At 69.5% G+C, this 18584-nt stretch carries 20 protein-coding genes and 1 riboswitch; of the genes, 9 read left to right on the top strand and 11 right to left on the bottom strand.

Annotation, left to right across the window (positions count from 1 at the left end; all coding sequences use genetic code 11):
* Positions 1 to 47: 47 nt before the first annotated feature.
* Positions 48 to 155, bottom strand: a riboswitch (glycine riboswitch).
* 162 nt (positions 156 to 317) lie between these two features.
* From D8S75_RS15910 to D8S75_RS15875, 8 genes are all read right to left on the bottom strand, one after another.
* Positions 318 to 980, bottom strand: coding sequence for a YXWGXW repeat-containing protein (locus tag D8S75_RS15910; RefSeq protein ID WP_119967332.1), 663 nt, complete (start codon positions 978 to 980; stop codon positions 318 to 320).
* A gap of 152 nt (positions 981 to 1132) precedes the next feature.
* Positions 1133 to 1513, bottom strand: coding sequence for a hypothetical protein (locus tag D8S75_RS15905; protein ID WP_119967331.1), 381 nt, complete (start codon positions 1511 to 1513; stop codon positions 1133 to 1135).
* Between the two features lie 15 nt (positions 1514 to 1528).
* Positions 1529 to 1945, bottom strand: a complete 417-nt coding sequence (locus D8S75_RS15900) for a DUF6463 family protein (RefSeq protein ID WP_232829075.1) — start codon at positions 1943 to 1945, stop codon at positions 1529 to 1531.
* A complete protein-coding gene (locus D8S75_RS15895) occupies positions 1942 to 3282 on the bottom strand; it encodes an ABC1 kinase family protein (RefSeq protein WP_119967330.1) in 1341 nt (446 codons plus the stop codon). The genes D8S75_RS15900 and D8S75_RS15895 overlap by 4 nt, the downstream gene beginning before the upstream one ends.
* Positions 3269 to 3823: a DUF2867 domain-containing protein gene (locus tag D8S75_RS15890; RefSeq protein ID WP_119967329.1), complete on the bottom strand. Its 555-nt coding sequence runs from the start codon at positions 3821 to 3823 to the stop codon at positions 3269 to 3271. The genes D8S75_RS15895 and D8S75_RS15890 overlap by 14 nt, the downstream gene beginning before the upstream one ends.
* Positions 3820 to 4668 carry a TetR/AcrR family transcriptional regulator gene (locus D8S75_RS15885; RefSeq protein WP_119967328.1) on the bottom strand — a complete coding sequence of 283 codons (849 nt, stop codon included), beginning with the start codon at positions 4666 to 4668 and terminating at the stop codon, positions 3820 to 3822. The genes D8S75_RS15890 and D8S75_RS15885 overlap by 4 nt, the downstream gene beginning before the upstream one ends.
* Positions 4669 to 4873: 205 nt before the next feature.
* A complete protein-coding gene (locus D8S75_RS15880; RefSeq protein ID WP_119967327.1) occupies positions 4874 to 5605 on the bottom strand; it encodes a helix-turn-helix domain-containing protein in 732 nt (243 codons plus the stop codon).
* Between the two features lie 42 nt (positions 5606 to 5647).
* Positions 5648 to 6127: a hypothetical protein gene (locus D8S75_RS15875; RefSeq protein WP_119967326.1), complete on the bottom strand. Its 480-nt coding sequence runs from the start codon at positions 6125 to 6127 to the stop codon at positions 5648 to 5650.
* A 219-nt stretch (positions 6128 to 6346) separates the two neighbouring features.
* Between D8S75_RS15875 and D8S75_RS15870 the strand changes: the two genes are divergently transcribed.
* Together D8S75_RS15870 and D8S75_RS15865 are read left to right on the top strand one after the other, a co-directional pair.
* A complete protein-coding gene (locus D8S75_RS15870) occupies positions 6347 to 7180 on the top strand; it encodes a hypothetical protein (protein ID WP_119967325.1) in 834 nt (277 codons plus the stop codon).
* A gap of 44 nt (positions 7181 to 7224) precedes the next feature.
* Complete coding sequence (locus tag D8S75_RS15865) at positions 7225 to 9162, top strand: MFS transporter (protein ID WP_119967324.1); 1938 nt, start codon at positions 7225 to 7227, stop codon at positions 9160 to 9162.
* Between the two features lies 1 nt (position 9163).
* Here D8S75_RS15865 and D8S75_RS15860 read toward each other — a convergent pair whose 3' ends face one another.
* Positions 9164 to 10336 carry a saccharopine dehydrogenase family protein gene (locus D8S75_RS15860; protein ID WP_119967323.1) on the bottom strand — a complete coding sequence of 391 codons (1173 nt, stop codon included), beginning with the start codon at positions 10334 to 10336 and terminating at the stop codon, positions 9164 to 9166.
* 258 nt (positions 10337 to 10594) lie between these two features.
* On the opposite strand from D8S75_RS15860, the gene D8S75_RS15855 reads away from it, so the two are divergent.
* The 7 genes from D8S75_RS15855 to D8S75_RS15825 all read left to right on the top strand — a co-directional run bounded on the left by D8S75_RS15855 (position 10595) and on the right by D8S75_RS15825 (position 16705).
* Positions 10595 to 11071, top strand: coding sequence for a YiaA/YiaB family inner membrane protein (locus D8S75_RS15855; protein ID WP_119967355.1), 477 nt, complete (start codon positions 10595 to 10597; stop codon positions 11069 to 11071).
* A 25-nt stretch (positions 11072 to 11096) separates the two neighbouring features.
* Complete coding sequence (locus D8S75_RS15850; RefSeq protein ID WP_119967322.1) at positions 11097 to 11558, top strand: hypothetical protein; 462 nt, start codon at positions 11097 to 11099, stop codon at positions 11556 to 11558.
* Between the two features lie 11 nt (positions 11559 to 11569).
* Complete coding sequence (locus tag D8S75_RS15845) at positions 11570 to 12385, top strand: DUF2145 domain-containing protein (protein ID WP_119967321.1); 816 nt, start codon at positions 11570 to 11572, stop codon at positions 12383 to 12385.
* Between the two features lie 78 nt (positions 12386 to 12463).
* Positions 12464 to 13537 (top strand): zinc ribbon domain-containing protein, encoded by a 1074-nt coding sequence (locus tag D8S75_RS15840; protein ID WP_119967320.1) that lies wholly within the window; start codon positions 12464 to 12466, stop codon positions 13535 to 13537.
* 80 nt (positions 13538 to 13617) lie between these two features.
* The gene (locus D8S75_RS15835; RefSeq protein ID WP_119967319.1) at positions 13618 to 14007 is read left to right on the top strand and encodes a DUF3597 domain-containing protein; all 390 of its coding nucleotides are present in this window, start codon (positions 13618 to 13620) and stop codon (positions 14005 to 14007) included.
* A gap of 241 nt (positions 14008 to 14248) precedes the next feature.
* The gene (locus tag D8S75_RS15830; protein ID WP_232829074.1) at positions 14249 to 15376 is read left to right on the top strand and encodes a GGDEF domain-containing protein; all 1128 of its coding nucleotides are present in this window, start codon (positions 14249 to 14251) and stop codon (positions 15374 to 15376) included.
* A 117-nt stretch (positions 15377 to 15493) separates the two neighbouring features.
* Positions 15494 to 16705 (top strand): ABC transporter substrate-binding protein, encoded by a 1212-nt coding sequence (locus D8S75_RS15825; protein WP_232829073.1) that lies wholly within the window; start codon positions 15494 to 15496, stop codon positions 16703 to 16705.
* Positions 16706 to 16725: 20 nt separating this feature from the next.
* On the opposite strand, the gene D8S75_RS15820 is transcribed toward D8S75_RS15825, so the two are convergent.
* Both D8S75_RS15820 and tgt read right to left on the bottom strand, forming a co-directional pair.
* Positions 16726 to 17295: a LuxR C-terminal-related transcriptional regulator gene (locus D8S75_RS15820; protein WP_119967317.1), complete on the bottom strand. Its 570-nt coding sequence runs from the start codon at positions 17293 to 17295 to the stop codon at positions 16726 to 16728.
* 85 nt (positions 17296 to 17380) lie between these two features.
* Positions 17381 to 18553 carry a tRNA guanosine(34) transglycosylase Tgt gene (tgt, locus tag D8S75_RS15815; protein ID WP_119967316.1) on the bottom strand — a complete coding sequence of 391 codons (1173 nt, stop codon included), beginning with the start codon at positions 18551 to 18553 and terminating at the stop codon, positions 17381 to 17383.
* Between the last annotated feature and the right edge of the window lie 31 nt (positions 18554 to 18584).

The raw sequence follows: 18584 nt of genomic DNA, 5'->3' as shown, positions 1-18584 counted from the left end.
GAGCAGCTACTGTATTCATAGCGTGCAGTTGGCGCGTCTGCCAAGCTGCCGCTCCCCCTGTCCCTGTTACCTGAGAGATTCACGCCGCGCCAACACGGCGCGGGGCTTGCTCCTTCGGTGCGCCACGGGCGTGGCGGCTCTCCAGACGGCTTTGATGATGGTGCAGTACGGTACCTGAGCGTGTATGGGAGTTTGCGCCTTCGGTGAGGCGGCTCGCGCCGCCTGCTCTCCTGCAGCGGCCATTCTAGGGGCGCGCGCTGGCTTATGCGCCACAACAGATGCTTATGGAGTGCCGGCCGCGCGCGCCACGCGGTGCGTCAGTTGCGGTAGGGATTGCCCGGCCGCTGGTCGTAGCGGTTGGGCACGCCATCGCGGTCCCGGTCGCCGCGCGGACGGCCCCGGCCATCGGGTGTCGGATCGTGGCGGTTGGAGATGCCGTCGCCGTCGCGGTCCCGGTCATAGCGGTTGGGCACGCCATCACGGTCGCGGTCGCCCCGGTGGCGGCCCCGGCCGTCGGGCGTCGGGTCGTGGCGGTTGGAAATGCCGTCGCCATCGCGGTCGCGGTCCCGGTGGTCGGGCACGCCGTCGCGGTCCCGGTCGGCGTAGGGGCGCTGCGGCATGGAGCGGCCGTCGGGCGTCGGGTCGTGGCGGTTGGGGATACCGTCGTGGTCGCGGTCCCAGCTGCCGGGGCGCAGATGCCACTGGCCGCCCTGCTCCACCCACACGGGCGCGTGGTAGCGGTAGCCGGGGCGGGCCTTGAGCCAGTAGCCGTCCACCCAGACATGGTGGTGGCCGCGCCACTCCCAGTGGCCGGGCACCCAGACCATGCCGCGCCGGGGCGCTGGCACCACCTCGTAGCGTGGTGGCGGTGGGGCCGTCTGGATGACGATGGTGGCGGTGGTGCTGGCCTGCGCGGGGGCCGCGAATGCGCAGAGCGCCAGCAGGGCGATGGAAGCGGCGGCCAGGGTGGTGCGTGCCATGGAGATCTCCTCACAAAGGATTCCTCGCGGAACCGGAAGCTCTATCGTGCGGGAATTGCGTAAAGCCAATGTAGCCGTCTGGCGAAGAGTTGTGTAGGCGTGTATCCCGTGGCGCGATCCGGCGGCGTTGCCGTGATATTTCGCACATTGCGTCAGCGCCAGCCCACCAAGACACCGACCACCAGCAAGGCGCACCAGGCCGGGTGCCGGCCCTGGGTGGCGAAACCCACCAGCAGCGCGCAGGCCAGCACGGCGAGCGTCGTGGTGTTGGCGACCCACGCCGCCAGACCCTTCTCCCAGGGGCCGCTCCCCAGGCGCCAGAGCAGTGCGCCCAGGGCCCAACCCAGCACGGTCACCAGATGCCAGGAGGCCCATAGGATGCGCACCTGCCGCTCGCGCAACACCGGGTACCCGGCCGTGGGCACCACCCCGCGAGTGCGCAGCGTGCGAAAGACCAGGATTTCGCCCAGCACGGAATGGACCAGGCCGATCAGCGCGAGACCCGCGGCTGCCAGCAGGAGGGGATGGTTCATGGGGTTCTCCATCGATCATGAACGCCAAGCCTGGGGCGTGCGTCGGCACAGTGCCAGGGCCGCTGGGAGCGCGAGCCAGAAGCCCGACGCCGGCATGAGCACGAGCCCCAGCAGCGTGAGCGCCAGCACGCCCATGCCCAGCGGTCGCAGGGCCGTGGGTGCAGGGGCAGGGGAGCGCTCCAGAAGCACGATGGCCCAGCCCAGCAGCGCGAGGGCGGCACCGAACAGGCCGAACCACGCCACGGCCCCCCGCAGCGGGTCGCTGCCCACGCTGTCGAACACACCGCGTCGCACGATGTCCTGCCACTGGGGCAGAAAGACGATGGCGGCAAAGACGGTGTGCACCGCCGCAACGGCCACCAGCCACAGGCCTTTCCATGCGCGGCGCCGGGGCACGGCCCCGCGCCGGGGGGCGGACGGCGGGAGGGTCATGGCGATGTCCTTTCGGCGGGCGTGCCAGGGATGGCGGCGGTGCGGGTGCGCACCCGGGCACCCAGCCGCGTGAGCAGGTGCATCAGTCCCATCCACATGCGATCGAACGCGGGCATCTCGCCCGGCACCTGCGCCAGGTGGCGGCCCAGCACGCGCTGGTGCTCCGGCGGCGTGATGGGGGGCGGCCGCTTGGCTCTGAAGTCGAAGACGGCCTGGGTGAAGGGCTCCAGCTGCCAGGCCTGCATGTCGGCCAAGGCAGGGGCCAGCTCGGCGCTGTAGGTTGCAAGCGCCAGGTCGGGCCCGACCAGCCCCAGCGCCTGGTAGGCCTGCAGCACCACGGCATCACGCTGCGGGTCGGCCGCAGGGCGCAGCAGCGCCGACCAGGCGCGTGCCACCTGTGTCCGAAAATCTTCCGAGAGTTCACGCGTGCAGCCGAAGTCGAGCACGCCCACCGTGCCATCGGGCGCGAACAGGAAGTTGCCGGGGTGCGGATCGGCATGCACCCGGCCCAGCCCAAAGATGCAGTGCATGAACCAGTCCCACAGGTGCTGGCCGGCCCGGTCGCGCAGCGCCTGGGCCGGTTCGGTCGCCAGCCAGGCGTCCAGGTGCAGGCCGGGCAGGTACTGCTGCGTGAGCACCTGGGCTCTGGTGTGCGACAGGACGGGCCGCGCCATTGCCACGCCGGGCAGCGCGGCGTGCTCGGCGAACCATTGCAGTTGCTCGGCCTCGTGCAGGTAGTCCACCTCGCGCAGCAGCGTGGCCTCGATCTCGTCCATCACGCCGTCCACCACACGGTCGGCGGGCAGGGGCAGGTCGGTGCGCGCCAGCGCGCGCAGCGTGGCGCGCGCCAGTCGCATGTCGCTGGCGATGGTGGCGGCGATGCCGGGGTACTGCACCTTCACCGCCACCAGGCCCTGGCCCGGCAATTGCGCGCGGTGCACCTGGCCCAGGCTGGCCGCGGCGAAGGCGGTGGGCTCGAACTGCGCGAACAGCGCCTCGGGCTCCTGCCCGAAGGCCTGGCGGAACACGCGCCCCACCAGGGCGCGGTTGAGCGGCAGCGCCTGGTGCTGGGCGCGCGCCAGCTCGTGGCGCACGCCCTCGGGCAGCAGTGTGGGGTGCATGCTCAGCAGCTGCGAGACCTTGAGCGCGGTGCCGCGCAACTGCCCCAGTGCGCCGAACAGGATGCGGCCCACGGCGGCCTCGTGCTCGGCCTGTGCCTGGGGCGACGGCGTGCGCAGGCGCTGCCCCAGGTGGGCGGCGCCGATGCGCGCGGCCGCTACGCCCGTGATGGCGCCGCGCGCGAGCCGGCTGGTGCGCGGCGCGTCAGCGCTGGCCATGGTCCGCCAGCCGCTGCAGCATGGCGCGCACGATGCGGCGATGGAAGGGTGTGACCACCGCCATGTAGGCCTGCCCCAGCGCGTTGTGGATGTGCACCACGGTGCTGACCGCGAGCGTGGCGGGCGCATCGCCCCGGCAGTGCTTGCTCAGCGACACCTGCACGTCGAGGTGCTTGTCGTCCTGCCCCAGCACCACCTCGGTGTCGCTGAGGTGGCGGATGAGGAAGATGCCCACGCGGTCGCCCACGCGGTAGCTGCTCGCGTCACTGGGGATGCGGCCGCTGGCGAGCGGGTGCGTGTCGTGCAACTGGCCCAGGTCCTTCAGGCCCACCAGGCGCACCAGCCGGTTGCGCAGGGCCATGAGCTGCTGCGTCCAGCGCGGCGTGCGGGCCACCACGTCCAGCCAGGTCTGCAGCGCCGTGCGGGCCGGATGGCGATCGGCCACCTCGTAGGCATCGAAGAACTGCGCGCCGGACACGGCGGCGTGGATGGCCGTGCCGGGCGGGATGGCGATGGATTTCACGGTGGCGGGGGAGCTCATGCGGCCTTCTTTCTGCGCGGGGTGGCAGGGGTGCCCGCTGCGGCCGTGGCGCGCGGCTTGCGCGGTGCACGGGGGGGCGCGGCCTGGGGCGACGCGGTGGGGGCCGTGGCTGTGCGCGGGGGGCTGCCCATGGCCTGCTGCGCCATGTGCAGAACGCCCAGCAAGCCGCTGCCGTGCTGGGCCAGGCGCGCCATCTGGCTGCGCAGCACGAAGCCGCCCAACTGCAGCACGCGGTTGATGAGCCCGCTGCGCAGGGTCTGCACCAGCACGCCCAGCGACAGGTCCACCAGCTGTGCGGTGTCGGCGAACTCGTCGGAGGTGTCGGCCAGCCAGTAGCTCACCACCCCGACCAGGTAGTCGGTGTAGAGCCCCCCGGCCATGCCCTTGAAGTCGCAGGGTTCGATCTCGCCCGCCGCCTCGGCGGCCTCTAGGAAGCTGGTCACGGCCTCGCGCAGGGCCTGGCGCGCCGCCAGGGGTTCGGCCAGCAGGGTCAAGGGGGAACGCCGGGCCAGCGCGCGCACCTGGGCCACGAACTCGCGGTCGGGCAGCAGGTGTTCGAGCACGGCGTCGGTCAGGCGCTGGAGCTTTTCCTGCAACTGGTAGTCGGTGAAGCCGGGCGTCTGCAGGGTGTCGGCCAGCGCCTGTTGGACCACCGCGTCAAGGTAGCCCAGCACGATGCGGTCCTTGGTGGGAAAGTACTTGTAGATCGTGGCGTCGCCAATGCCGGCGGCGCGTGCGATGTCCTTCATCGTCGTGCCGTCGAAGCCCTGGCGGGTCATCAGATCCACCGCGCTGACCACGATCTGGCGGCGCGTGGCTTCCTGCTGCTGGCGGGTGGTTTTCATTTGCTATCTTTAAGTTAACAAAAATTGTTATTTAAAGAATAGTTATTTCTGTTTGTGGCGTCAAGGGGCGCGCGCAAGGGCGCCGCAGGCACGGAAATGGCGCGATTTTCAGGTATTTTTGGCCTCTGAGGCCCATGGGTAAAGCGCCAAAAGCTATCAAAATAATAGCTAGTGGCGGCGCATGCAGGCGTAGGCGCAGGGCTTCTCAGCGCCGCATGTGGGCAAAGGCCTCGAATTCCCAGCTGCGCAGGGCCAGCAGCAGGGTGTAGCCCTCGCGCTCGGCCTGGGGCAGGCGCTGGTCGGCCAGGTGCTGCTGGGCAAAGTCCTGGGCCACGCGCTGCATGCGCTCCATGAAGGCGGGCGCCAAGGCGCGGCTGATGCTGCCGTGCACCAGCAGCACGCCTTCGCCGGGGCCGTCGAAGCCGCCGGCGAAGTAGTCGAGCAGCGCATGCTCGCGGAAGTAGTTCATCACCGGGCCGTGCGGGCGCCAGCGGAAGGTCTTGGCCAGCTTGAGCCGGTAACGGTTGAGCGGCCGCAGCTCGATGATGCCGATGCGGTCGAGCTGCGCGAGGTACTTGATGCCCTCGGCCTCGCTCAGGCGGTAGGTGGCCACGATCTGCTCCAGCGTCCACTGGCTGAGCACCGAGATGGCGACCAGCAGCAGCTTTTTGTCGCTGACCACGGCCTTTTCCTGCTCCTGGGTCAGTTCCTGGAGCAGTGGCTGGTTGTCGGCCACGCGCCGCGCCAGGTCAGCGAAATCGAGCGCCAGGGCGCGGCAGATCGCGTCGATGCGCGACAGCGGCATGTCACCCTTGGCCAGCATGCGCTTGACGCTGGACTCGGCCATGCCGAGCTGCTGCGCCAGGTCGGCGTAGGTCATCTGGGCGGCCTTGAGTTCCTTCTTCAGGGCCGTGACGAGGTCGGCGGTGGTGCTCATGGGCACCGATTATGGAGACCCGCCACCGCCCCTGTCAGCCCTTCATTCGCAGACGGCCTGGCACTGGGCCGGATCGCTGGCGCACGAGGCCGGCACGGTGCAGGCCTTGCGCGTGCGGTGCGTGAGCTGCACGTCCGGGCCGTAGTGGCAGACCACGGCGGTGATGGGGCCCTTCTTCGCCACGCGCAGGGCCGTCAGGCTTGATTTCGCGATGACCGGGGCGGGGGCTTCGCACGACAGGTAGCCGTCGAAGGCGCCATCGGCGGACTCCCACAGCGCGGTGTTCTTCAGGCGGCGGAAGACCTGGTAGTCGCTGCAGGGGCCGGTTTGGCCCTGGTAGGCCTTGCTGTCGTCGCCACAAAAACCGTGGAAGTTGGCGCGCAACTGCTCCTCGGTGGGGCAGGCGTTGACCTGGCGCATTTGCTCCTGCGACGGGCAGGACAGGGTCTGGGCCTGGGCGGTGAAAGCGGCCAGCAGCAAGGCCAGCGAGCCCAGGAGGCGGAGGTTTCGGAAGGTGTGCATAGGGAGGGACTGTACGGATTTCCGGGGGAGTATTGCCTTGACCCACATCATGCCTCCGCCGGACATCGGCCGTCGGTGGGCCACCCGCGCCATGCTGGTTTGGTATCGAATACGGATACCGAAAGTGGATGTGGTGGCGTCTGCTGCAACTTTTCAGGGGGGCGAATCCGGTGCCGCGACCAGACTGCGCCCATGCCAACCCCTGCACCCGGAGACCCCATGCCGCATCCGATGTCCCATTCCTCCTCCCCCCGGCGCCGCCGCACCCCCGCCGAAACCGGCCTGCTCTGGGCCGCCCTGGCGCTGCTGGCCCTGGCCGTTTTTGGCCCCGTGCTGCCCGCTAGCCCGCACCAGCATGGCTTTGCCGACCAGCGCACGCTGTGGGGCCTGCCCTGCGCGCTCGACGTGCTGAGCAACCTGCCGTTCGCCGTGGCGGGCGCCTGGGGCCTGGCGCTGTTGCGGCGCCAGGGCGATTCGCTCGATGGCACCACGCGCGCCCTGGCCGCGCTGTTCTGCGGGGGCCTGCTGTGCACCGCCCTGGGCTCGGCCTGGTACCACGGCCGGCCCGACGATGCCGGCCTGCTGTGGGACCGGCTGGGCATGGCCGTGGCCTTCGCCGGACTGCTGGGCCTGGCGGCGGCCGGCCGCGTGAGTCCGCGCGCCGGCCGGGCCTGCGCCGTGGTGGTGCTGCTGGCCGGGCCGCTGGCCGTGGCTTGGTGGGCGCATGCCGGCGACCTGCTGCCCTGGGCCGTGGTGCAGCTCGGCGGCATGCTGGTGGTGCTGGTGCTGGCCTGTCTGCCCCGGCGCCCAGGCGCGCTGGCGCTGAACCTCCTTGCCGTGATCGCCTGGTACGGCGCGGCCAAGCTGTTCGAGGCGGCCGACCACGCGGTGTTCGCCGCCACCGGCCAATGGGTGTCGGGCCACACCCTCAAACACCTGGGCGCGGCCGGCGCGGCGCTGCCCGTGCTGGCGGCCCTGCGCGGGGCCGTCACGGCGCCCGTGCAGAATGGCGCCCCAGGCCAGCCAGAAGAAATGGGCCGGGCCTGCGCATGACCGCAGGCGAGCCCGATCACCACGATGGAACCGAGGAGCAACGCATGAGCCACGCCACCCCCCGCACCGGCGCCCCCGCCAGCGCGCACGAGGACCCGAACCAGTTCGCCCTGCTGCGCCAGCGGCGCTTCGCGCCCTTCTTCTGGACGCAGTTCTCCGGCGCCGCGAACGACAACCTGTTCAAGTTCGCCTTCACGGTGATGGTGACCTACCAGATCAACGTGGCCTGGCTGCAGCCCGCCATGGCCGGGCTGGTGATCGGCGCGCTGTTCATCCTGCCGTTCCTGCTGTTTTCGGCCACCAGCGGGCAACTGGCCGACAAGTACGACAAGAAGGTGCTGATCCGTTTCGTCAAGCGCCTGGAGATGGCCATCATGGCGCTGGCCGCCTGGGGCTTCTTCTCGCAGAACGTGCCGGTGCTGCTCGGCTGCACCTTCCTCATGGGGCTGCACTCCACGCTGTTCGGGCCGGTCAAGTTCGCCTACCTGCCGCAGGTGCTCAATGAGCGCGAGCTGACCGGCGGCAACGGCATGGTGGAGATGGGCACCTTCGTGGCCATCCTGCTGGGCAACGTGGCGGGCGGGCTCATCATCGCCGTGCCCGAGATCGGCGCGCACCATGTGGGCTTTGCCTGCGTGGGCGCGGCCATCGTGGGGCGGGTGGTGGCCGAGTTCATCCCCTCGCTGCCCGCCACCGACCCAGGGCTCAAGGTCAACTGGAACCCGGTGAGCGAGACCTGGCGCAACCTCAAGCTGGCGCACCAGAACCTCGTGGTGTTCCGCTCGCTGCTGGGCATCAGCTGGATGTGGTTCTTTGGCGCTGTGTTCCTGAGCCAGTTTCCCAGCTTCGCCAAGGAGGTGCTGCACGGCAACGAGCAGGTGGCCTCGCTGCTGCTGGTGGTGTTCTCGGTGGGCATCGGCATCGGCTCGCTGCTGTGCGAGGTGCTTTCGCGCCGGCATGTGGAGATCGGCCTGGTGCCGCTGGGTGCCATCGGCATGAGCGTGTTCTCCATCGACCTGTACTTTGCCTCGCGCAGCCTGCCGCCCGCCGAGATCATGGGCCTGGCGGCGTTCCTGGAGCAGGGCGCGCACTGGCGCGTGATGCTGGACCTGGCGCTGCTGTCGTTGTTCGCAGGCTTGTACAGCGTGCCCATGTACGCCCTGATCCAGATGCGCGCCCAGCCCACGCACCGCGCGCGCATCATCGCGGCCAACAACATCCTCAACGCGCTGTTCATGATTGCCAGTTCGCTGATCGCGGGCGCGTTGCTGGGTGCGGGCTTCACCGTGCCGCAGATCTTCCTGTTCACCGGGCTGGCCAACGCCGTGGTGGCGTTCTACATCTTCCTGCTCGTGCCCGAGTACCTGCTGCGCTTCGTGGCCTGGGTGTTGTCGCGCTTCGTCTACCGCTTCAAGGTGCAGGGCGATGAGTACCTGCCCGCGCAAGGCTCTGCCGTGCTGGCCTGCAACCATGTGAGCTTTGTCGATGCCGTGCTGCTCATGGCCGCCAGCCCGCGCCCCATCTACTTCGTGATGGACCACCGCATCTTCCGCATCCCGGTGCTGGGCTGGCTGTTCAAGCTGGCCAAGGCCATCCCGGTCGCGCCCTACAAGGAGGACCCCAAGACCTACGAGGCCGCCTTCGAGCGCGCCGCGCAGGTGCTGCGCGAGGGGGATCTGCTGGCCATCTTCCCCGAGGGCGGCATCACGCGCGACGGGCAGTTGCAGCCGTTTAAGGGCGGCATCGTCAAGATCCTGGACCGCGCGCGCGCCGACGGGCTGGACGTGCCGGTGATCCCCATGGCGCTGACCAACCTGTGGGGCTCGTACTTCAGCCGCATCGAGCAGGGCGGCGCCATGGTGCGGCCGTTCCGGCGCGGCCTGTTCAACCGCGTGGGGCTGAACGTGGGCGCGCCCGTGCCGCCCGCACAGGCGCAGCCCGAGGCCCTGCAGGCGCGCGTGGCGGGGCTGCTGCAGGCGTGAGTTATTCGACGCTGAACGTCAGTCCGGCATTCGCCTGCAGCCGATCGATCAGCGCCTGGCCCAGCGCCGGGGCGGTGGTCCAGATGCCCCCGGGCGTGCCGCGGTTCTCCAGCAGGCACGCGGCGGCCTCGGCGATCATCTTGGAGGTCGATCCGTAGCCGGGGTCGCGGTCGCCCGTCACGGCCACGCGCAGGCGGTGGCCCTGGGCATCCTCGCCGAGGAACAGCACGTCGTAGTGCCCGGCCTCGCGCTCTTCGCGCGAAGGGCCTTCGCCCGGCTTGGGGCCGCTGTCCGAGCCCAGCGACTTGTCGGACGCCACCGCGTTGGCAAAGGCCTCGCCCTTGGCGCCGGGGCCGGTGACCAGCATCTCGTCGTACACAAAGTCCTGCCCGTAGGCATGACCCAGCAGGAAGTTGGAGCGGTGCACGTTGCGCGTGTTGATGGCCGCCATGACGAACGGTGCCACCCAGATGTCCGCACCCAGCGCCTCGTCCACCATGGGCTTGCTGCCCGAGGGCTGGCGCGGGCCGGTGAAGCCGGGTGTGAGCGCAAACGGGTCGCGCAGCAGGTCGAGCACGCCCGGCTCGCTGGCGGCGGCGGCCAGCGTGGCCTTGAGGCTGGCGGCCGTGCCGCCCGAGAAGGTGCCCTTCATCTTGCGCACGCGGCCACGCACGCGGCTCGCGGGCTGGCCGAAGCGGGTCCGCATCTCGCTCTGCAGCAGGAACACGCCGAGGTCGAACGGGATCGAGTCGAAGCCGCACGAGAACACGATGCGCGCGCCGCTGGCCTTCGCCGTGGCCTCGTGCGCGTCGATCATGCGGCGCATCCAGGCCGGTTCGCCGCACAGATCCACGTAGTCCACGCCGGAAGCCGCGCAGGCGGCCACGAGTTCGTTGCCGTAGAGCTGGTAGGGGCCCACGGTGGTCAGCACCAGGCGGGTGCTGTTCATCAGTGCCTGCAGGCTGGCGGGGTTGCCGGTGTCGGTCACCACGAGCGGCGTGTCGGCCGGAGCGCCCAGTTCGTCACGCACGGCGGCGAGCTTCTCGGCGCTGCGCCCGCCCATGGCCCAGCGCAGGCCGCTGCCAGTGGGGTAGCGCTGCAGCAGGTATTCGACCACCAGGCGGCCGGTGAAGCCCGTGGCGCCGTGGACGACGAGGTCAAAGGGTTTGGTCATGGCATGTCTCTTTCTCGGGTGGTTGCGCGCGGGGCGCGCGAGCGGCGATTGTGAAAGAGGCCCGCGGCGCAGGGGTGTCGCGCACGCGCCGGCCGTCTGGGGTCCAGGGTCTTGCGCCAGGCGAGTGGAAGAAAAGTATCGAAAAACGATACTTATTGGGTTGTACGGGAGCGCTTTGTCATCCAGACACGGACAGCGCGGCGCCGCACCGGCACCATGCGGCCCATGTTCCACCACGGCCCCAGTGCCCAGACCGCCATGTCCTCCGCTCCCATCGTCGTCCAGCGTGATACCCGTGCCTGGCAGCTCCAGGTCTGGGTTTCCTTCGGCATCGCCGTGTTCCTCTGCGCCGTCGGCCTGGCCTGGCTGCCGGGCGAGCCGTTGGAGCAGGTGTTCATGGTGATGGGCTATGTCTTCTGCCTGTCCACCGTGTTCGCGCTGGCCAAGTTCGTGCGCGACAACGCAGGCAGTCGCCGGGATGCGGGAGACACCCCGCTGTGGAAGCTGGTCGTCTGGGGCGGCTTCGCCGTCGCCATGGGCCTGACCGGCTGGGGCCTGTGGGGCATGGACATCAACGCGACCTACAAGGCCTTCCTCGGCGTGAGCTGGTTGTACCTGGTGACCACCGCCTTCACGCTGGCCAAGATGCTGCGCGACCGCCACGAGGCCGACCTGCTCGAAGCGCGTCTGCAGGGCCGCCGCGAGGCCACCCGCACCGCCGCCAGTGCCGAATGATGTGTACGAACCCAAGGAGTGAACCATGACTGCATTGCTGAACAAAACCCTGGCCCGCCTGCTGCTGGCGGCGGGCCTGGCCTGTGCCCTGGTGTCAGCCCCGGCGCGGGCCCAGAGCGAGGCCTCGGCCGCGCTCTCCCTGTTGCCCGTGGCCTCGGTCGTGGGCACGGCCTCGGTGGGCGCTGCGGCGTCCGGCGCGGTGGTTGCCTTGCCGGCGGCGCTGTCGGTGGCCGGGGCGGTGCTCACCGTCAAGTCCATTGAGGCCTCGGCCGTGGGCACGGTATATGTGCTGGAGCGCGCCTCCGACGGTGCGCGCGTCAGCGTCGAGGTGGCAGGGCGCGGTGTGGCGGCCTCCGCTTACGGTGTGGGCACGGTGGTGGCCTGCAGCGTGATCGGCACCGGCGTGGTGCTGTCGGTGGCGGGCGAGGTGCTGGCCTTCGTGCCCAACGCCCTGGGCCGCGCCCTGCTGCACAACGAACGCCTCTGAGGAGCACTGCCATGGCACGTAGCACCGTCCCCCTCACCGCGCTCGCCCTGGCGGCGCTGATGCTGGCCGCCGCGCCGGCCCATGCGGGCCGCTCCTGCGAGGCGCGCAAGCCCACGCCCCAGCTCATCGAGCGCGGCATGCAACTGGCGCAGCAGACGGCCGCCGCGCTCGACGCCGAGCACGCGCGCACCGGCACCCGCGTGGTGGTGCTGGGCCGCGCCGGGCAGGACCTGGGCAAGTACGGCCTGCGCTACTCGCACCTGGGCTGGGCCTACAAGACGCCCGAGGGGCCCTGGCGCGTGGTGCACAAGCTCAACGAGTGCGGCAGCGCCGTGGGCCACCTGTACCGCCAGGGGCTGGGCGAGTTCTTCCTCGATGACCTGTGGCGCTACGAGGCCGTCTGGGCCGTGCCCACGCCCGAGGTGCAGCAGCGCCTGCTGCCGGTGCTGGAGGATGGCGCGCGCGTCCGTGCGTTGCAGCATGCGCCCTACAGCATGGTCAGCTACGCCTGGGGGCGCAAGTACCAGCAGTCCAACCAGTGGGCGCTGGAGACCCTGGCCCTGGCCATGGAGCCCGACAGCGTGCGCACGCGCGACCAGGCCCAGGCCTGGCTGCAGTTCAAGGGCTACCAGCCCAGCGTGCTGAAGATCGGCGCGCTCACGCGGCTGGGCGGGCGCATGGGCGCGGCCAACATCGCGTTCGACGACCACCCCGGCGAGCAGCGCTTTGCCGACCGCATCGAAACCGTCACCGTCGATTCGGTGCTGGCCTGGCTGGAGCGGGCGCGGCTGGCGTCCAAGCCCGTGGTGTTTTCCGTGAAATATTGAATCAAATCGGCCTCTAACGCTTGACGGTCAAGCGCTATCAGCTATCAAATTGGTAGTGATCCAACCAATGGGGAAATCATGAGCAAAGCATTGCGACTGTCCGAGAAGTGGTTCCACCGTGGCCTGTGGCTGGTGGCGGTGGTGTTCGCCGGCTTCCTGATCGGCCTGGGCGGCACCATCGTGGGCGATCTGCCCAAGGTCGAGGCGCCGCTGCGCGTGGACGATTTCCTCGACAAGTCGGTGGCCCAGGCCCTGCGCGATCGGGTGCAGGGCAGCCAGCAGGCGCAGCAGGAGGCGCAGACCGCGCTGGAGCAGGCGCAACTGCAGCGCAGCAAGGCGCGCAGCGAGAGCCAAGCCGAGCGCGAAACCTTCAACAACTGGCTGGCCGCGCGCAGCGTGACGCAGCGCGCCGAGCACGACCCCGAGGTGCTGGCGCGCACCCAGGCGCTCGATGCGCTCAAGCAGGCCGAGCGCGCCACGCAGCAGGCCGTCGAGGCCCAGCAGCAGGCGCTGCTCGACGCCCGCCAGGCGGCCACGGCGGCGCAGCAACAGCTCAACAAGCTCGAATCGGCGGCCTATGAAAAACTTACCACCGAGCGCCGCCGCGTCGAGCTGCGCGTGTTCCTCTACCGCCTGGCGCTGACGCTGCCGCTGCTGGTGGCGGCGGGTTGGCTGTTCGTGAAAAAGCGCAAGGGCACCTACTGGCCCTTCGTCTGGGGCTTCATCTTCTTCGCGCTGTTCGCCTTCTTCGTCGAACTCGTGCCCTATCTGCCGAGCTACGGCGGCTATGTGCGCTACGTGGTGGGCATCGGCATCACGGTGCTGGTGGGGCGCTATGCCATCCTGGCGCTCAACCGCTACCTGGAACGCCAGAAGCAGGCGGAATCCTTGCCCGACCAGGAGCGCCGCAAGGAGCTGAGCTACGACGTGGCGCTGGCGCGCCTGGCCAAGAACGTCTGCCCGGGCTGCGAGCGTCCCGTGGACCTGAAGAACGACAAGATCGACTTCTGCCCGCACTGCGGCATCGGCCTGTTCGACCGCTGCGGGCCCTGCGGCACGCGCAAGAGCGCGTTCGCGCGGTTCTGCCATGCGTGCGGCGCGTCCAGCCAGAAGGCGGCGCCCGCGCCTACAGAGCCTGCCACACCGACGTGATACAAAGGCCGCTGGTCCCCGGGATCATGCCCCGGGGGCCAGTGTTCGCACCCCACCCCAACATCACTTCGGGAGCAGATATGGGTTTCTTTTCCAACATCTTTGCCAAGATATTTCCGTCGGCCAAAGCCGCTGAAGTCGTGGTGGCGTCACCGCCTGCCGCACCGTCCGCGGCAGGGGCTCCCGCAGCCCCCGTGGCACCACCGCCTATCCCCCTGGGTGACGTGGCCCCCATCCTGGACGCCATGCCGGGCGCCAAGGGGCTGAACTGGCGTACCTCCATCGTGGACCTGCTCAAGCTGCTGGGCCTGGACAGCAGCCTGGCCGCGCGCAAGGAGCTGGCCAGCGAACTGCTGTACAGCGGCAGCGACGAGCCGGGTTCCGCGGCCTGGAACATCTGGCTGCACAAGCAGGTGATGCGCAGCATCGCCGCCAATGGCGGCACGCTGCCCCCCGAGCTGCGCGACTGATCCGCGCCGCGCGCCACAGGCCCCCGCCATCGCGCATGGCGGGGGCTTTTTTTTGACCGCCCGGGTGCGCAAGCCAGCGTGCGCGCCTTTGTCACAAGAGCCCGGTCCATGGCGCCAGCGCGCAGAATGGATCGCGTATGGCGCCCAGCATGTTTCCGCCATGAAGGACGACATCCCAACAGGGAGAATGGGTGTTTTATCCATCGGGGCCCCGGGTGGTGCCCCCGCCGCCGTATCGCCCATGGAACGCCGCAGCAGCCAGCCCCCGCACTTGTGGGCACCCACACCGCCCTCCGCGCACGCCGACGGCGCCGCGCACCGCCAGCGCTGGCATCGCCGTACCTGGCAGTTGCATCAATCGGTGCTGCTGAGCCACCTCTACGCTTTCGCGCTGCTGGTGGGCTACAGCTGGGCGGGCTATGCGCCATGGCGGGTCATAGCCCTGTATGGCGCCTGGGTGGGTGCCGGCATGGGCTTCATCACCTGGGCCTATGCCAGCGGCTGGAACCATCGGCAGCGCGATCCCGGCCTGTTCGTGGTGCACCAGGGCGTTTCCATCCTCGGCGCGCTGGGCCTGCTGGTGGCGGCGCCGCAACTGGCGTTCCAGGCGCTGGTGATGCTGATCGCGTTCAGCGCCGACGGCTTTCTGGCGCGCAGCCGCACCAGCTTCGCCGTGACCTGGGTGCTCACGCTGGCCTGCGCGGGCGCGGGCATCGTCTGGATGGGGCCGGAGATGCGCATGCCCACCACCACCCTGGCGGGTCAGCTGCTGACCGTGGGCGTGGTGCTGGGCGCGGTGGCGCGCTGCATCGGGCTAGTGACCTACTTTCGGGGCGTGCAGTACCGGCTGGGCCAGGCGCTGGCCCGCATCGAGGACCTGGTGCGCAGCGACGACCTGACCGGCGTGGCCAACCGCCGGGGCATCATGGAAGCCCTGCGCTGGCATCATGCGCAGACCGAGAGCCAGGGCCTGCCCCTGAGCGTGGCGTTGCTCGATGTGGACCATTTCAAGCGCATCAACGACGACTTCGGCCATGACAGCGGCGACCGCGTGCTGCGGACGCTGGGCACCCTGCTGCGGGAACAGGCCCGCGCCACGGACGGCGTGGGGCGCTACGGCGGTGAAGAGTTCCTGCTCGTGCTGCCGGGCACCAGCGCAGCGCAAGCCAGCGAGGTGCTGGAGCGGTTGCGTGCCCGGGTCGAAACCACCGCCTGGGCGGCCGTCTTCGAGGGAGCGGCCGGGGTGACCGTGAGCATTGGCGCCACCGTCTGCCGGCCGGGTGAGTCCGTGGAGGCGGCGGTCCGGCGCGCCGACGAGGCTCTCTACGAAGGCAAGGCCCTGGGACGCAACCGCGTCGTGATGGCGTGACCGCTGCCGGTCAATACGTGGAACTACATGCAGGCAATCCCGATGAAGTAACTGCACGAATGGCGCCGTCCGGGTGAGGCGTCATAGGCTCTCGCACCCCAGTCACAGGAGACAGCGATGAGCCAGCACCACGAATGGACTTTGCGTACCACCCGCGCCCCGAACGACTCCCCTCCCTGGTCCCGGCTGCGCCGGACCGTGCGCCATGCAGGGCGCGCATGCCTGGCCGTCCTGGCGCTGGCGTTGCCCTGGCTTCCGGCACAGGCGGCGGACATCGTCATCGGCCAGATCGCGCCGCTGTCGGGCGTGCTGGCCAGCACGGGCAAGCAGATGGTGCTGGGCGGCAGCCTGTACTTCCGCCATGTCAACGCCACGGGGGGTGTGCACGGCCAGAAGATCACGGTGCGGGTGGCCGACGATGGCTACCGGGTGGACGATACCGTGCGCCTGACACGTGAGTTCTTGTCCAACCCGGACCTGGTGGCGCTGTACGGCTTCGCGGGCACGTCCAACGTGGGCAAGCTGCTGAGCGATGGCGTGCTGGAGCAGGGCGGCGCGGCCCTGGTGGCGCCGTACACCGGGGGCGAGCCGCTGCGCAACCCGTTCAACCCCTGGATTTTCCATGTGCGCGCGGGCTACGCCGACGAGGCCGAGCACATGGTGCAGCAGGTGACCACGCTGGGCATGGCGCGCATCGCCGTCATGTACCAGGACGACGGGTTCGGCAAGGCCGGGCTCGAAGGCGTGCAGAAGGCGCTGGCGAAGCGGGGCCTGGAACTCTCGGCGGCCGCTCCCTACGACCGCAACACCGACCAGGTGGATGGCGCCGTGGCCAAGATCATGCAGTCCGACGCGCAGGCCGTGATCATGATCGCGGTGAACAAGCCCGCTTCGGCCTTCATCCAGCGCTACCGCGAGGCCGGCGGCGGGGCGCAGCTCTACAACATCTCGGTGGTCGACCCGGCCGAGATCGTCAAGCTCGCGGGGCTGAAGAACGCGCACGGCCTGGGGATCAGCCAGGTGGTTCCCTTCCCCTACCTGCCCAACCTGCCGGTGGTGCGCGAATACCAGGCGCTGCTCAAGAAATACGCGCCCGACGAGCATGTGAACTACACCAGCTTTGAGCAGTTCCTGGGCGCCAAGGTGCTGGTGGAGGCGCTACGCCGCGCGGGCCCGGCGCCCACGCGCGCCAAGGTGCTCAAGGCCCTGGAAACCCTGGGGCCATACGACCTGGGTGGCATCACCGTGAACTTCTCGCCGAGCAACCGCGTGGGCTCGCGCTATGTGGAGGTGACGGTCATCGGACGCTCGGGGCGCCTGATGAAGTGAGCGTTGCCGCTGGAGCGGCCTCAGCTGGCGGGGTTGCCCAGCAGCATGGCCACCAGTTCCCCGGTGGTGGTCGTGCCCAGCTTGCGCATCAGCCGCCCCCGGTGCGCCTCGACGGTGCGGTGGCTGATGTTCAGGATGCGCGCGATCTGCTTGCTGGTCGCGCCGGTGACGATGTGCTGCGCGATCTCGCGCTCGCGCACCGTCAGGTCCGCGCTGACCGGGCGGCGCTGCGAGATGTCCTCGAACATCCACACCGCATGGGCGAAGGGATCGGCACGGTCCAGGGCGCGGCCGGCCACATGGCACCAGAACAGTGAGCCGTCGGAGCGGGCCATGATGCGCTCGTCGCTGTAGCTGCCCGTGGCCTTCATCACGGGCAGGCCCAGGTTGCCGATGTGGGTGAATTCCTCCACCGAAGGATAGAGGCAGGCCATGGACTGGCCCATGAGCCGGTCCTGGGGCAAGCCGAACATCTGCGAGAAGGCTTCGTTGCAGATCTCGATGGTGCGGTGGCGCGACACGCACATGCCCACCGGGGCCAGGTTGAAGGCCAGCTCCAGCGTCTGCCGCAGTTCGGGGGAGTCGTGCATGGCGGCTGATTCTGCCCAGGGCCCGACGGGCGGGCCATGGGGTAATCACCGGCTTGCGCGTGGCCCGCCGGGCGCGCGCAAAGGCTCAGACGCCGCGCGCCCGGTCCGCCTTGAATTGCGCGCGGAACTCGCTGAAGCGCCCGGCTTCGAGCGCCTCGCGGATCTCGCGCATGAGGTTCAGGTAGTAGTGCAGGTTGTGCACGGTGGTGAGCATGGGGCCCAGCATCTCGCCGCAGCGGTCCAGGTGGTGCAGGTAGGCGCGCGAGAAGCCGCCGCGCCCGCCAGCGTCCCAGGCCACGCCGTCCTTGCCCGCGCAGGCGTGGCAGGTGCAGCTGGTGTCCAGCGGCTGGTGGTCGGCCTTGTGGCGGGCGTTGCGGATCTTCAGGTCGCCGTAGCGCGTGAACAGCGTGCCGTTGCGCGCGTTGCGCGTGGGCATCACGCAGTCGAACATGTCCACGCCCTGGGCCACGCCTTCGACCAGGTCTTCGGGCGTGCCCACGCCCATGAGGTAGCGCGGCTTGTGCGCGGGCAGGCGGTGGGGCGTGTGCGCCATGATGCGCAGCATCTCGTCCTTGGGCTCGCCCACGCTCACGCCACCGACGGCGTAGCCGGGGAAATCCATCTCCACCAGGGCTTCGAGCGACTCCTGGCGCAGGTTCTCGTACATGCCGCCCTGCACGATGCCGAACAGCGCATTGGGGTTGCCCAGGCGCTCGAATTCGGCCTTGGAGCGCACCGCCCAGCGGCGGCTCATCTCCATGGACTGGCGTGCCTCGCGCTCGGTGGTGAGGTGGCCCTTGGTCTCGTAGGGCGTGCACTCGTCGAGCTGCATCACGATGTCGGAGTTGAGCACGGTCTGGATCTGCATGCTCACCTCGGGCGACATGAAGAGCTTGTCGCCGTTCACGGGGCTGGCGAAGTGCACGCCCTCCTCGGTGATCTTGCGCATGTCGCCCAGGCTCCACACCTGGAAGCCGCCGGAGTCGGTGAGGATGGGCTTGTTCCACTGCTCGAAGGCATGCAGGCCGCCGAAGCTCTGCATGATGTCCAGGCCCGGGCGCATCCACAGGTGGAAGGTGTTGCCCAGGATGATCTGCGCGCCCATGTCGTGCAGGCTTTGCGGCATCACGCCCTTGACGGTGCCGTAGGTGCCCACGGGCATGAAGATGGGTGTCTGCACCACGCCGTGGTTGAGCGTGAGGGTGGCGCGCCGGGCGTGGCTGGAGGGGTCGGTGGTGAGGATCTGGAACTGCAGCATGGGCGTGATTGTCCCAGATGGGCGCGGCCGC

This window comes from Simplicispira lacusdiani (genome assembly GCF_003604195.1).
Classification (GTDB): domain Bacteria; phylum Pseudomonadota; class Gammaproteobacteria; order Burkholderiales; family Burkholderiaceae_C; genus Simplicispira; species Simplicispira lacusdiani.
Note: the sequence above shows the minus strand (reverse complement) of the source record. Positions and strands in the feature narration are given on the sequence as shown.